The organism is Arcobacter sp. CECT 8989 (assembly GCF_004116715.1).
Taxonomy (GTDB): Bacteria; Campylobacterota; Campylobacteria; order Campylobacterales; family Arcobacteraceae; genus Halarcobacter.
In genome coordinates this window covers 1-14,683 of record NZ_PDKE01000015.1, presented here as the reverse complement: position 1 = coordinate 14,683, position 14,683 = coordinate 1, and the positions used below count along the sequence as shown (strand labels likewise).

20 protein-coding genes are annotated in these 14,683 nt (G+C 24.5%); 18 read left to right on the top strand and 2 right to left on the bottom strand.

Annotated elements, in window-relative coordinates; genetic code table 11:
* Positions 1–17: 17 nt before the first annotated feature.
* The 18 genes from gspG (at position 18) to CRV02_RS12710 (ending at position 13,615) form a co-directional block, all read left to right on the top strand.
* Positions 18–398: a type II secretion system major pseudopilin GspG gene (gene gspG, locus CRV02_RS12795; protein WP_129090651.1), complete on the top strand. Its 381-nt coding sequence runs from the start codon at positions 18–20 to the stop codon at positions 396–398.
* A gap of 8 nt (positions 399–406) precedes the next feature.
* Positions 407–928, top strand: a complete 522-nt coding sequence (locus CRV02_RS12790) for a hypothetical protein (RefSeq protein ID WP_129090650.1) — start codon at positions 407–409, stop codon at positions 926–928.
* Positions 918–2,135 carry a type II secretion system F family protein gene (locus tag CRV02_RS12785; RefSeq protein ID WP_129090649.1) on the top strand — a complete coding sequence of 406 codons (1,218 nt, stop codon included), beginning with the start codon at positions 918–920 and terminating at the stop codon, positions 2,133–2,135. The genes CRV02_RS12790 and CRV02_RS12785 overlap by 11 nt, the downstream gene beginning before the upstream one ends.
* 3 nt (positions 2,136–2,138) lie before the next feature.
* Positions 2,139–2,807: a hypothetical protein gene (locus CRV02_RS12780; RefSeq protein ID WP_129090648.1), complete on the top strand. Its 669-nt coding sequence runs from the start codon at positions 2,139–2,141 to the stop codon at positions 2,805–2,807.
* The gene (locus CRV02_RS12775) at positions 2,794–3,717 is read left to right on the top strand and encodes a hypothetical protein (protein WP_129090647.1); all 924 of its coding nucleotides are present in this window, start codon (positions 2,794–2,796) and stop codon (positions 3,715–3,717) included. The genes CRV02_RS12780 and CRV02_RS12775 overlap by 14 nt, the downstream gene beginning before the upstream one ends.
* The gene (locus CRV02_RS12770) at positions 3,710–4,102 is read left to right on the top strand and encodes a hypothetical protein (RefSeq protein WP_129090646.1); all 393 of its coding nucleotides are present in this window, start codon (positions 3,710–3,712) and stop codon (positions 4,100–4,102) included. The genes CRV02_RS12775 and CRV02_RS12770 overlap by 8 nt, the downstream gene beginning before the upstream one ends.
* A gap of 1 nt (position 4,103) precedes the next feature.
* Positions 4,104–4,631, top strand: coding sequence for a hypothetical protein (locus CRV02_RS12765; protein ID WP_129090645.1), 528 nt, complete (start codon positions 4,104–4,106; stop codon positions 4,629–4,631).
* Positions 4,615–5,085, top strand: a complete 471-nt coding sequence (locus tag CRV02_RS12760; RefSeq protein WP_129090644.1) for a hypothetical protein — start codon at positions 4,615–4,617, stop codon at positions 5,083–5,085. The genes CRV02_RS12765 and CRV02_RS12760 overlap by 17 nt, the downstream gene beginning before the upstream one ends.
* Complete coding sequence (locus tag CRV02_RS12755) at positions 5,082–7,067, top strand: secretin N-terminal domain-containing protein (RefSeq protein WP_129090643.1); 1,986 nt, start codon at positions 5,082–5,084, stop codon at positions 7,065–7,067. The genes CRV02_RS12760 and CRV02_RS12755 overlap by 4 nt, the downstream gene beginning before the upstream one ends.
* Positions 7,057–8,562, top strand: coding sequence for a GspE/PulE family protein (locus CRV02_RS12750; protein WP_129090642.1), 1,506 nt, complete (start codon positions 7,057–7,059; stop codon positions 8,560–8,562). The genes CRV02_RS12755 and CRV02_RS12750 overlap by 11 nt, the downstream gene beginning before the upstream one ends.
* Before the next feature lie 2 nt (positions 8,563–8,564).
* The gene (locus tag CRV02_RS12745) at positions 8,565–8,957 is read left to right on the top strand and encodes a hypothetical protein (RefSeq protein WP_129090641.1); all 393 of its coding nucleotides are present in this window, start codon (positions 8,565–8,567) and stop codon (positions 8,955–8,957) included.
* Positions 8,954–9,463: a type II secretion system protein J gene (locus CRV02_RS12740; RefSeq protein WP_129090640.1), complete on the top strand. Its 510-nt coding sequence runs from the start codon at positions 8,954–8,956 to the stop codon at positions 9,461–9,463. The genes CRV02_RS12745 and CRV02_RS12740 overlap by 4 nt, the downstream gene beginning before the upstream one ends.
* A gap of 1,787 nt (positions 9,464–11,250) precedes the next feature.
* Complete coding sequence (locus tag CRV02_RS12735) at positions 11,251–11,541, top strand: RHS repeat-associated core domain-containing protein (RefSeq protein ID WP_164969002.1); 291 nt, start codon at positions 11,251–11,253, stop codon at positions 11,539–11,541.
* 10 nt (positions 11,542–11,551) lie between these two features.
* Positions 11,552–12,073, top strand: a complete 522-nt coding sequence (locus CRV02_RS12730) for a hypothetical protein (RefSeq protein ID WP_129090638.1) — start codon at positions 11,552–11,554, stop codon at positions 12,071–12,073.
* A gap of 31 nt (positions 12,074–12,104) precedes the next feature.
* Entirely contained in the window at positions 12,105–12,380 is a 276-nt protein-coding gene (locus CRV02_RS12725) for a hypothetical protein (RefSeq protein WP_129090637.1), read from the top strand.
* A gap of 82 nt (positions 12,381–12,462) precedes the next feature.
* Positions 12,463–12,810 carry a hypothetical protein gene (locus CRV02_RS12720; RefSeq protein WP_129090636.1) on the top strand — a complete coding sequence of 116 codons (348 nt, stop codon included), beginning with the start codon at positions 12,463–12,465 and terminating at the stop codon, positions 12,808–12,810.
* 97 nt (positions 12,811–12,907) lie between these two features.
* Positions 12,908–13,183: a hypothetical protein gene (locus CRV02_RS12715; protein ID WP_129090635.1), complete on the top strand. Its 276-nt coding sequence runs from the start codon at positions 12,908–12,910 to the stop codon at positions 13,181–13,183.
* Positions 13,184–13,291: 108 nt separating this feature from the next.
* Complete coding sequence (locus CRV02_RS12710; RefSeq protein WP_129090634.1) at positions 13,292–13,615, top strand: hypothetical protein; 324 nt, start codon at positions 13,292–13,294, stop codon at positions 13,613–13,615.
* A gap of 55 nt (positions 13,616–13,670) precedes the next feature.
* Here the strand turns inward: CRV02_RS12710 and CRV02_RS12705 are convergent, their stop codons facing one another.
* Positions 13,671–13,982, bottom strand: a complete 312-nt coding sequence (locus tag CRV02_RS12705) for a hypothetical protein (protein WP_129090633.1) — start codon at positions 13,980–13,982, stop codon at positions 13,671–13,673.
* Positions 13,983–13,986: 4 nt separating this feature from the next.
* Positions 13,987–14,214, bottom strand: a complete 228-nt coding sequence (locus CRV02_RS12700) for a hypothetical protein (protein WP_129090632.1) — start codon at positions 14,212–14,214, stop codon at positions 13,987–13,989.
* Positions 14,215–14,683 lie beyond the last annotated feature (469 nt).

Below are 14,683 nucleotides of genomic sequence, written 5' to 3'. Positions count from 1 at the left end.
TTACAAAAGGAATATTTGTGAAAAAAGCTTTTTCATTGATGGAGTTGATGGTTGTTATTATTATTTTAGGATTATTGGCAATGTTTGTTTTGCCAAACTTAGTAGGTAAAAGTGAAGAGGCTAAAGAAAAGCTTACTTGTATACAAATGAAAAGTGTCAGTCAAGTTTTAAAAATGTACAAGATTGATAGAAGTAATTATCCAACTACAGAAGAAAAACTTGATATATTGGTCAAAAACAACTACTTTGAAGATGGAAAGATACCAAAAGATTCTTGGGATAATCTCTTTGTATATATATCAAATGAAGATGGAAAATCTTTTGAATTAATATCATTTGGTCCTGATAAAAAAGAGGGTGGTAACGATGATATTTACTATTCTAAGTGTAACAAATAGGAATATGATTGAAAAAATCATTTTCACTTTTGGAATTAGTCCTTGTTCTTGTTCTTGTTGGGATAATATATAGTGTCTTTTTACCCAAAATTAAGATGATGAGTCTGAAAAAAACAGATATTACACTTATCAATCTAAAGTCATACTTACTAAAACAAAAGTTTAAAAACGAACTAGCATTTAAGTGTGTAGAGAATAGTTTGAATTGTTTTATTTATATTGATGGTAAGTTAAAACCTGATTTGACAATAAAGCATTTTTTTGAAAGAGAACCCATAGTATATAAGTATAATAAAAGCATGAATCGAATCTCATACGGATATTTGAAGTTTGACACTTTTGAAGAATTTAAAATTGTATTTCAACTAGTATTCAATCAAAATAATCGACACAAAGATTTAATAGTACAGACAGATAAAGAGGTATTACTTTTTAATAGTATTCATGAAAAGCCAAAAGAATTTGATTATTTGAATGATGTTGTATCTTATCTGGACAGCCTTGAAACTGAGGTGAAGAATGCTTTTTAAATATAATGGGATAGATAGTAGTGGCAAAAAAATATCTTCAAAAATAGAAGCTTTTTCTATAGAAGATGCAAAGGCTAAATTAAAAGTTAAAAAAATCATTTTTAACAAACTTCATGAAGAGAAAAAAAGTACATTTTTAAGTTATGATTTTAGAAAAAAATCTAATATAAAAGCAAGTGCCTTATCTGAAATTAGTCGTGATTTAAGTATATATTTAAACTCTGGGATTCCATTAGTAAGTGCAATTAAGTTAATCAATGAACAATATAAAAATGACAAAAAAATGAATACATTTTTTGAATCAATATCTATTTTTCTAGATGAAGGGAAAAATTTCTATTCTGCTTTAGATTTACAAAAAAGCATAAAACTTCCAGAATTCTATAAACAATCCATCAAAATAAGTGAAAATGGTGGATTATTAAAAGTTGTTTTAGCTGAACTAGCGACCTTTTTAAAAGAACAAGAGCGTGTTAAAAAGCAGATGATTACAGCGATGGCATATCCAAGTTTTATTTTGCTTGTATCTTTATTTGTTGTTGGATTTATGTTAAGTTTTATTGTGCCAAAGATTACAGCAATTTTTACACAATATGATCAAGCTTTACCAAAAATTACAACCTTAGTGATACTTCTAGGAAACTTTTTTTCAAATAACTATCAGATACTTTTTTTTGGATTGATTAGTTTCATAATATTATTTATATATCTATTTGAAAAATCAAAAAATTTTCATTTTTTTGTGGATAGTTTTTTATTGAAATTACCTTTTTTAGGTAAATTGGTAGAATTGAGTGAATTAAGTCGTTTTTCTTATATGAACTCTATTTTGATTCGTTCAGGTGTACCAATTGTACAATCTTTTAATTTAGGTACAAATATCATAAAGAACAGTGTTATTAAAAAGGTATTTCTGGAAGCTTCAGCTAAGGTTGTTGAAGGTAAAAGGCTCTCTGAAGCTTTAAATTCAAGTGAAATATATAAAGTAGATAGTTCATTTATTCACGCAATTGCTATTGGAGAAGAAACCAGTGAGTTGAGTAAAATATTAAGCAATCTAACAGAACTTTATAATGAAAATAGCAAAGATAGAATTGCTATTTTTTTAGCTCTTTTAGAGCCTGCTTTTATGCTTTTTATTGGTTCTATTATTGGGTTTATTGTTATAGCGATGCTCCTACCAATATTTTCTATGAATTTGGGCTAAATTATGTATGTACAAAATAAAAAAGCAATTGTATTAGTTATCACTTTGATGTTTATTATGGCAATAAGTGCCTTGTTAATCAAAAATCTCAATGATGCAAATAGTTATATAGAAGAATCAAATAGTGATACTTACTATATAAAATTACTTATAAGTGTTGATAATATAAAAAATGAGTTTTTTGATTACTTCTTAAAAAATAAAGAACAAATACCTTTGTTATTGGAAGACGAATCACTTCAAGAAGGTGTAGATTTGGAGTATGGAGATATAAAGGCAAAAGTAAGTTTTAAAAAGTATGAAGATAGATATGATATTAATGACTTATCAAAAAAAGATAAAGTTAAAATAAAAGAAATAGAAAACCTTTTTTTAGATAATAATGTTTTTGGTTTTTCTGTTTTTAAAAACTTGGTTGTATCATATATTAAGAAGTATGGGAATATTGATAATTTTGAACAAATAAATACTCTTATAGAACTTTTTATTGAAAAATCAGATAGTGATGATATAAAAACTATACAAGACAATTTGAGTTTTATTAATACTGAAAAAAAAATAGCAATAATAGGACATCTTGATATTACACATTCTAATCATCTCGTTATTAGTAATTTTATTTTTGATATAACAGATAAAAAAATCAAGGGGTTTAATATTGCTTTTAAATAAGAAAAAGAAGATACTATTTTTAACTAAAAAATCTTATTTTAAAACTTTGGATAAGGTAGATATTATTTTGTCTCCTGAATTTTATTGGGTAAGAGAGTTTGAAATTCCTGTTAAAAATAAAAAAGATGCTTTGGTATTTTTGCCTAATCTTTTTAGTGATGTTTTGCCTTTGGGTGATTTTTCATTTTTTGCAATGAAAAAGTCTAAACATCATTTTTTATGTTTTGCATATAAAAATTCAGAAATCTTAGCTGCTATTAAAAATGCCAATTTACAAAATATTCAAGTAGGTAATATCCATTTTGCTCAATTAGAATTCTCAAATAAAAAAGCACTTTATTCAAATACAGAACAGTTTATTTACACAGAGGATGAAATATTAGTAAAAATACCATTTCCTTTTGAGAGTAATAGTGAAGATATCAATTCTATGTTGAAAGAACATATTCTTTCTAAGTACAAAATAAGATTGAAGTTTTATTCATCTATTATTGATGTAAAGTACATTAATAGCATAGGTATTGTAACTTTGATTTTGATATTTTTAAATATATTTCAATATTTTATAATCAGTAAGAATATTTCTATTTTAGAAAGAAAAGAGCAGAGTATAAAAAAACAATATAATCTCCCAAGTACTAGTTTTGAAACAAATGCAATTTTAAAAAGAATGAAAAAAAACTTTAATGCTAATAATAGTTTACGCCAATCAATAGGATATATCTTTGATTATCAAAAGAGGGATAATAAAGCAATTATCAAAAGAATTGATTTTGATGGAAAAATATTTCAACTTGATATTGATAATGTGATTCCAAGTTATTTTAAAACTTACTTTACAAAAAACTTTAAAATAATTAAACAAAAGAGAGAAGGTAGTTTGATGAAAGTAGAGTTAAAATATGAATAGAATAAATCCAATATATATATTAATAATCCTATTCCTTCTTCTTTTTTTATCCTTTATATACTTAGGTACAGAAAAAAGTAAGTTAAAAGATATTCAAAGTAATTTTGCACATGAAATACTTACTGCAAAAGATTTTCGTATACTTAAAAGTAACCATCAAGATAAATCAAATTTATTATCTAAAATAAAAGGACTAAAATCTAATACTCCATTTAGAAAAGAGAATATACAAATAATAAATGAAGGTAAATATATAAAAGCTTTAATTAAAAGTAATAATAAAGAAGTATTAAATAAATTTTTAAATCAAATTTTGCAAGATAGATTTTTAATAAAAAAACTCACTATTACGTCAAATATGATTAGTTTTGAGATGGAGAAATAATATGAAAAAAGTATTAAAAATTATTCTTTATATATTGTTTTTTAGTTTCTCTTTTATCTTGTTCTTACCAAAAGAGAATCTTTATTTTCTCTTTGAAAAAGCATTAAAGAAAGAGGAAATTATTATTTCTCAAGAGTTAATAGATGATAAGTTATTGTATTTAAAAATAAGCAATGGAAATATAATATATAAAAGAAAACCCTATGCAAAATTTGAATCTGTAAGTATCTCAACTAAATTTTTTTTCTCACATGCAAAAATAACTAATATATTTTTTCTAAATAAAAATAGTAGCAAGTATGAGAATCTAATTGATATATTATCTATAAATTATTCTATTATTAATCCTTTGAATATCACAATCAAAGGAATAGGGAAGATGGGTAAAATGACAGGAATCATAAATTTGAAAGAAAAAATAATCACATTAGAGTTAGAACCATCAAGATTAGTAAAAATTGATTTTAATTATTTGTTTAATAATTGGAAATTAGTTAAAGGAAAATATTATTATGAATATCAATTTTAATTTTGTATCTAAATATGTATTTACTCTAATGTTTTTATTTTTAGTAAGTTATATTCTTAATATTATATTGTTTTTGATACTTCCTAAAGTGGGAGTTGATTATATTATTGAAAACCGTTATAGATTTGCTTTTCGTGATTATGATTATTTATCAACTTTTGGATTTAAAAATACACAAATAAAAACAAAGCAAGTAGTTACTAAACAAAAAATTTATCCTTTTCTTTCCAAATTGGAGCTTAATGCAATTTATTCAAAAAGAAACGGTTTAGGTTGGATAGTGTTAAAAGAGAAAAGTACAAAAAAAAGCCATATTTTGGCGTTAAATGATAGTTTCAAAGGCTATCAACTTAAAAAAATAGACAAGTTACTTGTAATATTTGTAAAAGACAAAATAGAATACAAATTAGAAATAAATAAAGATAAATTAAAATATAAGGTTATGAAAAGATGATAAATAGTTGTTATAAAATAAAGAAAATTAGTATATTAAAAGTATTTATATTAGTAGTATTTTTATCTTTAAATCTTTTTGCCAAGAAAGAGCCTATTGATATAAGTTTTAAAAATCTAAGTATTGAGGATTTGATAAAAATTACTTCAAAGATTATTAGTAAAAATATTTTATTAACAACAAAAGTGAGTGGTAATGTTGATTTTATCACAAATAAACAGCTTTATGATGAGGATATTTATAATATTTTGATTTATGTACTTGAGTCAAAAGGCTTAACAATAGTTGAAAATCATGGTATTTTACGTATTGTAAAAATGCAAGATAGCTCTAAATACAATCTTCCTGTACTTGCAGGAAAAAATAAAAATGGGTACGATCAAATGGTGACAAAAGTTTTTTCTGTACAATATTCAAATGTAGAATATATTGCTTCTAAAATACGACACCTTATTTCAAAGTCTGCAAAATTAGTTACAGATAAAGAATCTAATGTGATAGTTATAACTGATTTTGAAAGTAATATAGAGACTATAGAAAAGATAATAAGACTCATTTCAAAAGATGCAAAAAAAACAGTTCGAAGTATTAAATTAAAAAATATTCAAGTATCAAGTGCAGAAACAACATTAAAAAATATTGCAAAGTCTGTTTTTGATGAAAAAATAGAAAAAGAAAAAGTTATCGTACTTGCAAATAAAGATGACAATTCAATCTTACTTGTTGGAAAAGAAAAAAATGTCGATTTTTTAGAAAAATATATTAAAAACGTAGATAAAATTGGAAGTTTAGCAGAACGAGTTGTTAATGTTATTACTTTAAAAAATGTTGAAGCAAAAAATATGATAAAAATAATTGAAGGAATAATCAATAAAAAGAAATACATTGACCCTGACAATAAACCTTATGTTTCAATTGATGAGGAGATAAATGCCTTAGTATTGGTTGGACCAAAATATGAAATAAGATACATAAAAGAGATTATTTCAAAACTTGACCAAGAGAGATTTCAGGTTTATGTTCAAGCAAAAATCATAGAAGTTAGTGCTAATAAGATACATAATTTAGGTATTAAATATGGATTGACTGCTGCAGAAGCAACGAGTAATGGAATTTTTACACTTGGTGCAAATCTTGGAGGGAGTGTAAATGCTCTAAGTTCTGGCCTTGAATCTTTATTAAACTTTAATACAAAAACATTAAATTCAGGGATAGCTTTAGGTGCGACATTAAATTTGTTAAAAAATAATCAAGCCATAGATATAGTTTCAGAACCATCAATTTTATGTATTAACAATAAAGAATCCTCAATATATGTTGGAGAAACAAAGTCTTTTCAAACAGGTACAACAACAACAGATGGGGGAACGACTAATAATACTTTTCAAAGGGAAGATATAGGTTTGACTTTAAAAGTAAAACCAAGAATTTCAGATGACAATAAAGTTACTTTAGAGATAGAGACGATTTTAGAAGATGCAAAAGAGCTCAAAGATGGACAAACAAATCCAGATACAAGTAAAAAAGAGGTAAAAACTACCGCAATAGTATCAAATGGTGAAAGTGTTATTATTGGTGGACTTATAAAAAATAAATCTGATATGATAGAAGATAAAGTTCCTTTTTTAGGTGATATTCCTGTTCTTGGAACATTATTTAAAAATACAAAAAAAGCAGAGGATAAAATAAATCTAGTAGTTATTATGACACCTTATATTGTACCAAACAGTGAAGGTTTAACTTTTGTAAGAGAACAATTAACAGAATTAAAACTACTTGAAGATCAATATACAAAAGATTTAGAAGTAAGATTAGTACAAAGACATTTAGAAATTATGAAAAAGAATAAGGACTTAGAAGATAAAAAAGAGGAAATAGAAGAGGAAATAGAAGAAGAAATAGAAGATTTAAAAGATAATGATAATAAATCTATTCATGAGAAACAAATGGATATGATAATGGGCAAAAGCCATGAAGATTAATGAAAAACATTATCCTTCACTTTTACCTTATGAACATGAAGGTTATGAACTTGCATTAAAAAACTATGTACTTTTTTCTCAACTTGAAGACAAAATAGTTATTTGTCTTAATGAAAAACATATGAGTAAAGCATTAGATTATTTATCAAAATTTGATTATGAATATGAAGTAATCTTTTTAGATGAAATATCTTTTGATAGACTCTATAATCATTTTGTTGAAATACGTACTGATAAACAAATGAATAGTATCCAAAAAGAGCAAGAAGATGCATCTTTTGATGATGAAGATTTTTCTGTTGCAGAGTTTTTGAAAAATAGTTCAGATATTTTAACTTCAGAAGAATCAGCACCTATTATTAAATTTGTAAATTCGTTGTTTTATCAAGCAATAAAAAAGCGTTCAAGTGATATCCACATAGAAATGCATGAGCACAAAGGTGAAGTACGATATAGAGTTGATGGTGTTTTATTTAAGCATGTTGAACTTGAGAAAAACATAATGGCATTGGTAATAAGTCGTATAAAAGTAATCTCAAGCCTAGATATTAGTGAAAAACGTGTTCCTCAAGATGGAAGAACACAAATTAAAATTGCTAAAAAAGTGTTAGATATTAGGGTATCTATCTTGCCTACTTTTTATGGAGAGCGTGTAGTAATGCGTATCTTGATGCAAAGTGAAGATATTCCTACTTTAAATGAATTAGGCTTTTCCTCTCATATAACAAATAGTCTAGAAAGTATCATGAACAATAGCTATGGGATGGTATTAGTAACTGGACCAACAGGAAGTGGAAAGTCTACAACTCTTCATGCTTTATTACAACATATTGTTGATAAAGAAAAAAATATTATTACTATAGAAGACCCAGTAGAATACAAATCTGATGAGATTAATCAAATACAAGTAAACTCACAAGTAGGCTTAACTTTTGCTAGTGGATTACGATCTATTTTACGACAAGACCCAGATATCATTATGGTAGGAGAGATTAGAGACAGTGAAACGGCTTCTATTTCAGTACAAGCAGCTTTAACTGGTCACTTACTTTTTTCTACTTTACATACAAACAGAGCACCTGCTGCTATTTCAAGACTTGTAGATATGAAAGTGGAAAGATTTTTATTGACATCATCATTATTGGCAGTTTTAGCACAAAGGTTAGTTCGTAAACTTTGCCCTTCTTGTAAAGAAGAAGATGATTTAGCTAAAGATTATAATGAAATGTTTGATATTCCAGCTGATACCAAAATATATAAATCAGTAGGGTGTAAACTTTGTAATTTTACAGGATATAGTGGTCGTGTTGCTATTGGAGAACTCTTTTTAGTCGATGATAAAATTAAAAAACATCTTCATACCAATCTTGATGATAATGACTTAATGAATTTAGCCATAGAAGGTGGTATGCAACCTCTTGGTGAGCAATTAAAAACTATGTTAATAGAAGGAAGTACATCCTTTGAAGAAGCTATAAGAATTGGTATAAAATAAAGATGAAAAAAGCTCTTTCTCTTATAGAGGTTCTTATATCTATCATTATTATAACAATAGTTATTGGCTCACTTATTAAAATCGAACAAAATAACTTATTTATTATAGAAAAAAGTGATGTAAATAAACTAAACCAAGCTTACATAAGTCTTTATTCCTTAAATTATCAAGTAAGTGATAATAGAAACAAAAATCTCATCATAGATGAAAATCTAACACTAAATAATGAAGAGCTAAAAAAACAAACGAAAGCCACAAATATAACTATAAAAAATAAAACTTTGGATACAAAAGAGTTAGAACACCCACCTATTTCTTTTACGACAATAGAAAGTACATATTCTATAAAGAACAGTATAAAAAAGAAGTTTTATACAATAAAGATAAATAAATGAAAAAAGCTTTTACTTTAATAGAGTTCCTTATAAGTATCACACTTTTTTCTCTTATTCTTGTTTTTTTATATAAATCCTTAGACCTTACAAAGCAAAGTAACTTTTTCTATGAAAAAAAACTTAATGCACTAGAATCAAGTAATAGACTCAAATCCATACTTTATGAAGATATTGCAAAAGCAAAAAATATTGAAATAACTTTTGATAGATCCTCAAATACAATTTTAAAGATACAAACAAATGATATGTATCATAATCCTTTTTATAAATATGTTACATATATAATCTCACAAGATAAAAATTTACTTCGAATAGAGAGTCTATATAAGTTCAATGAAGGAGAAGTATTAGATTCTTTTTTCAATGATGCTTTCATAGATAAGCTCGACAGTGATATTTTCAAATTTAAAGTTTCTCAATCAAAAGAGAATAAAAAAATATACTCTATTTTTCTTCAAAAAAAAGACGAACCTATAGTTTTTTTTAATACTTTAATTCTAAAGTAATTAAAATCTACTAGAGTCATATTTTCTATTAATAAGAAAATTACTATTGCTCTAAAGTAATAAGTGTAATTGCTTCAATTATAAACATTATGACTCCTTATTTACAATATCAGATAAAGAAAAAAGGAATATAAAATAAACTATGTAAGTTATAAATAAACTTTTATCTTACTTTGTTTTTACATTAATTTTAACTCCTGAAGAAAGCTTCTATGAAAGCAATGCAAAGCAAAAATTGTTGTTATTTGTAAAATTTATAATCCAATCATTATTTATCCTTTTGTTATTCTATATTACTAAAAAAACATATATACTTGTTTTTCTTCTCATTATTTGAACGTAAATATAACTCCAAAAATCAATAAAATTATTCTCGTTGAAGTAACATTTACATCATTAATATTAAAAAGTAAGGATATAAAAAAGTAAAAGAATAAACCTAATAATGTAATTATATAAGTACTTAATTTTATTTTATTTTTTCTGTATTTTAATCCTTTAAATGATTCATTTTTCTGTACAATAGAATATAAAAATTAAGTATTTTTATAAGATTATATTGTATACTTTAATAAATATAAATAAGGATAATTTAAATGGCTATTATAGAGATATTTACACTTATTTTACTTTTTATTGGAATTTTTTTAGCAATTGGAAAATATGATTATAATACAGATAAAATGAAAAAAATCTAATAACAATTACATAAGAAAGATTACTGTTTTTGAGTGAAAAAAGTTGTTCAATAGTCAAAAAAATTAGAAAAATATCTTACAATTTTATTGGAATATGTGTTAAAAATGTATTATTATCTGAAGACTTTTTTTGCAGAATTTCTTATCAAATAATTAATCAAAATGTATATACAATTAATACAAAATTCAATCTAAAACAGGATAAATATCCACATGTATTTTCTATTATTTAGAGTTAAAAGACAACATTAAAAAACTTGATTTTATTTAATACTATGTCTTTATATAACAATACTAATACGTGTATATTTATAATATACTATGCACATGTAAGGGGAAATTTATATTTCAAATGCATTTTGTGAAAAGAACAATAAAACTATTATGAATCTAAAATATTGCACTATTATATAGTATATTATAGTATAGAGTTAGAAAACACTAGTAATGTGCGTACAGTATAGTATACTATATATATAGTATATTATGGTTTACTTTAGTAAATTAATATTAATCACACGAAAGTAATTTACTATAACTAAAATAAGAACTTATAAATTAAGTTAAATATAGCTTTTAAAATGACATAGAGTACTCTAAAATCAATTTTAAATGATTTTTAGTATATTGGCTAACTTTGAGGGGGAAAAGCTTTATTTCCAAAATATATACATATATCATTTAATCAATTTTAATATAAATTCATGATTAAAATAAAAAAATACCTTTTATCTTGATAGTTTTTTTGATAAAAAAATTAATAAAATAATTCATATTAAATGCAAAAATAAAGTTAGTTTTAAAACGTAAATATTAGAAAAAAGTATTATTTTTTTTGTAAAAAGTTTGAGATAAAACCCTACATTTTTTTAAATTTTAAGTAAAAATTTGAGTTATTGTTTTTTATGTTTAAATCTATGCTCTACAAAATTGCTTGAAACATATTCATTTACGTAGTTTATATTCTGCATATCAAATAAATCTGCAATATATTTCTTTGAGATATTTATTGAAAATTTAATTTGTCTTCTCTCTTCCTCTTACTATGTTAAAGATAGACAATACTCTGTTCAAGCCATAGCAGACTCTTTGGGAAATATTGTCGAGTCTTACTCTCATAATAGTTTTGGTATACTGACCATAAAAAATTCAAGTTCAAATGTTATTTTAAAATCCAATGTAAATAATACTATAACATATACAGGTAGAAGATATGACAGTGAGTCTGGATTGTATTATTATAGAAATAGAATGTATAGTCCTAACTTAGGAAGATTTATATCAAAAGACCCTAAGGGATATATAGATGGTATGAATTTGTATGCTTATGTTAATGAAGTATTTGGATGCATTTGGGACGACGGCATATCAAAGATTTGATGGAGGATATGTGAGCTATAGTATCAGTGGAAGAACGGATGATTTTACAGTAAGTTATAATAATATTAGTGGATTTGGAAACATTGGAAATATTGATTATAGCCATGATAATGTAGGACAATATACAACATATAATAGAGATGCCAATATGACAGCAGCAAAATGGGATAACGGAAGTTATACTGAATATAATAATGGAATAAGTATATTTAAAGAAAATGGAGCAAGCCCTATCGTTTTTAATCCGAGTTTAGAAATATCAAATAGAGACTTGTTCATAAATGAATTTGCTACACAAAGTACAAGGGTTTTACCAACTGAATATGAGCAGAGGAAAGCTGCTTCTGCAGCATTTTCTAATCTTTCACTTGCATTAAGTGTAGGGTCTGAATTGACCAAAATATCAGTTGTTTTAGCTCCTTTAAGTACTCCTTTGGGTATAGCTGGTTCTATTGCTGGAGGAATTTCTTATACTTATGATCCAGATAAAAACTTTTTTAAAGATTCAAGTCAAGCTAAAATAATGGGATAGAAATGATACAGAATAGTAGGAGTAGATAAAGATGTATAATGTTATTGCCTATATAAGTTTTTTTGTAGTTTATATTGCTATTTTTACTGGAATTATACATTTTTTTGTGTATTCATTTGATAAGGATATAGTTTTACTTTTAAGTGCCATTATCCTTGGTTTTGGACAAATTTATCATAAAGTAAAAACCAAACCAATAAGCCAAGCAATAAAAGAGTTTTGGAATGCAAAAGTTAATAATAAAAGAAATACTTCTCAAGAAGATACTCCCAAAACATATGAAGAGTACAAACGAAATAAAAAGTAGAAATTTGGCAAACATTAAAAATAATAAGAATATTTAAGGTATTAAATTAGATGAATAAGTTATTAGGATTAAAGGATAATGAATGAATCATAGTTTTTTTTTAATTACTTTTTTACTTTTTTTAGTCTTATTTTCTTTAGCACTAAAAAAAATATTAAGAGGAAGAAAGATTGAGCAAAGAATAAGTAAAAAGTTAAATGAACATGGAAAAATAAATGGATTGTTTGGTATGGTTTATTATACAAAAGAAAGACTTCCATGGGGGAGTTTTTCAAAAGATTATAACAATTTTTATGATGAAGATGATAGTGAAGAAATAAAAGAATTAAAAACATTATGGATTGTAAATGTAAAAGAATTTCGGAAAATTATGTTTCTTGTTTTATTGGATGTCTTTATTATAATGATATATTCATATTTAATAGCTTGAAATTCAAAAATCTAATTATTGAAAAAAATATTAATGATAGTGCGAGTCAAGTTAGTAACAATGGATTGGATATGTTCCAAAATAGGAGTAAGTAGATATGTATAATGTAATAGCATATATAAGTTTTTTTATATCAAATATAGCAATATTAGTATTTATTGGAGGCTTTTTCTTTTATTCACTTGAGACTAATGTAAATTTACTTTTAAGTGCCATTATCCTTGGTTTTGGACAAATTTATCATAAAGTAAAAACCAAACCAATAAGCCAAGCAATAAAAGAGTTTTGGAATGCAAAAGTTAATAATAAAAGAAATACTTCTCAAGAAGATACTCCCAAAACATATGAAGAGTACAAACGAAATAAAAAGTAGAAATTTGGCAAACATTAAAAATAATAAGAATATTTAAGGTATTAAATTAGATGAATAAGTTATTAGGATTATAAAGGAATACAAATGAGCCAAGGAATTTTTTTAGTATTGTTTTTAATTTTTATTATTTTATTTGTATGGTTATTAAAAATATATTTCTCTGCTATGAAAATTAGTCTTAAATTAAATAAAAAGTTAAAAGAAACAGGAAAAATATCTGAAAAATATTTTGATTCTATAAATTATACAAAAATGAGGCTTCCCTGGGGAAGTTTTTCAAAAAATTATGATAATTTTTATGATGAAGATGATACAGAAAAAATAAAAGAAATAAAAAGCTTAGCTATTTTAACGATAAAAAAATTCAATAAAATATTAATATTTGTATTGTTAGATGTATTTATTTTGATACTTGTAGTATTTTTAAGATAAAAACTCAAATCTGTAAAAGCTTAAAAAAAGGGGTCAGGTGATAACGATAATCTTATCAAATACTTCTCCTAATTATCTTATTGACTGCTAGCTGAGATATACCGATTATTTTAGCAATTACATACTGAGAATACCCTTGCTCATATGATTCTAAAATATACTTATTTCTTGTTTGATTATCTGTAACTTCATCAAACAGTTTTTTTAGTTTTTCTGTATTTATTTTTTTCTCAATATCTGGTGCTTCCACTAAGCTTGAAGCTTTTATTAATTCTTTTAAATCTTCACTATCTATATCACAATCAAAAAAGTCTTCTATTTCATCGATATTTTGCCCATGTGTTTTTACTATCCATGAATTTTGCAAATATCTAGGTACTCTCTTCTTTAAAAAAATAGTAACTAGAACTATAAGGATAATATTCTATTTTGTCAACCATTTTTGCTTTTAATGGGTTTTGTTCAATATCTCTCATAAGTATATAAAGGTATGCTTCATTTGCCACATACCATGATTTAAATCTTCCTTGCCACAAATGTTCACTTCTTTTATACTTTTTATTAAAGTATATTGCGTATGTAGCATTTAAATATCTCATAAATTTTGAAAGATTTTCTTATTTTAATACAAATATTATTTCTTATCGTAGTTGTTTATTAATATCCCTATTTGTAGGAATAATCAATGGCAATGTTTTTCAAGATGGATACTTAGCAGGTTTTTTTATGTTCAAGAATCAAAGATAATCATACCATTTACATTTATTTTACTTTTAGTTCATTTTTATATATTTGTTTTTCTTTGTAAAAAGATAAAGAATATTGAATTAATGTTTATATCGAAATTTTGTGACAAATAAATTCATAAATTCTTTCGTCCAAATAATAGAATATAAAATTTCATATAATTTCTAATAAAATTTTAAATTATTATTTATATCAGATATTAGAATTTCAAAAATTTTTAAATTTATAATTAATATTCAATTATGATGTATATTTTAAGAATGGGTCTATTTATTTAATTTTCAAATAAATCAGGTATAAGATAGTTAGATAATTTACTAT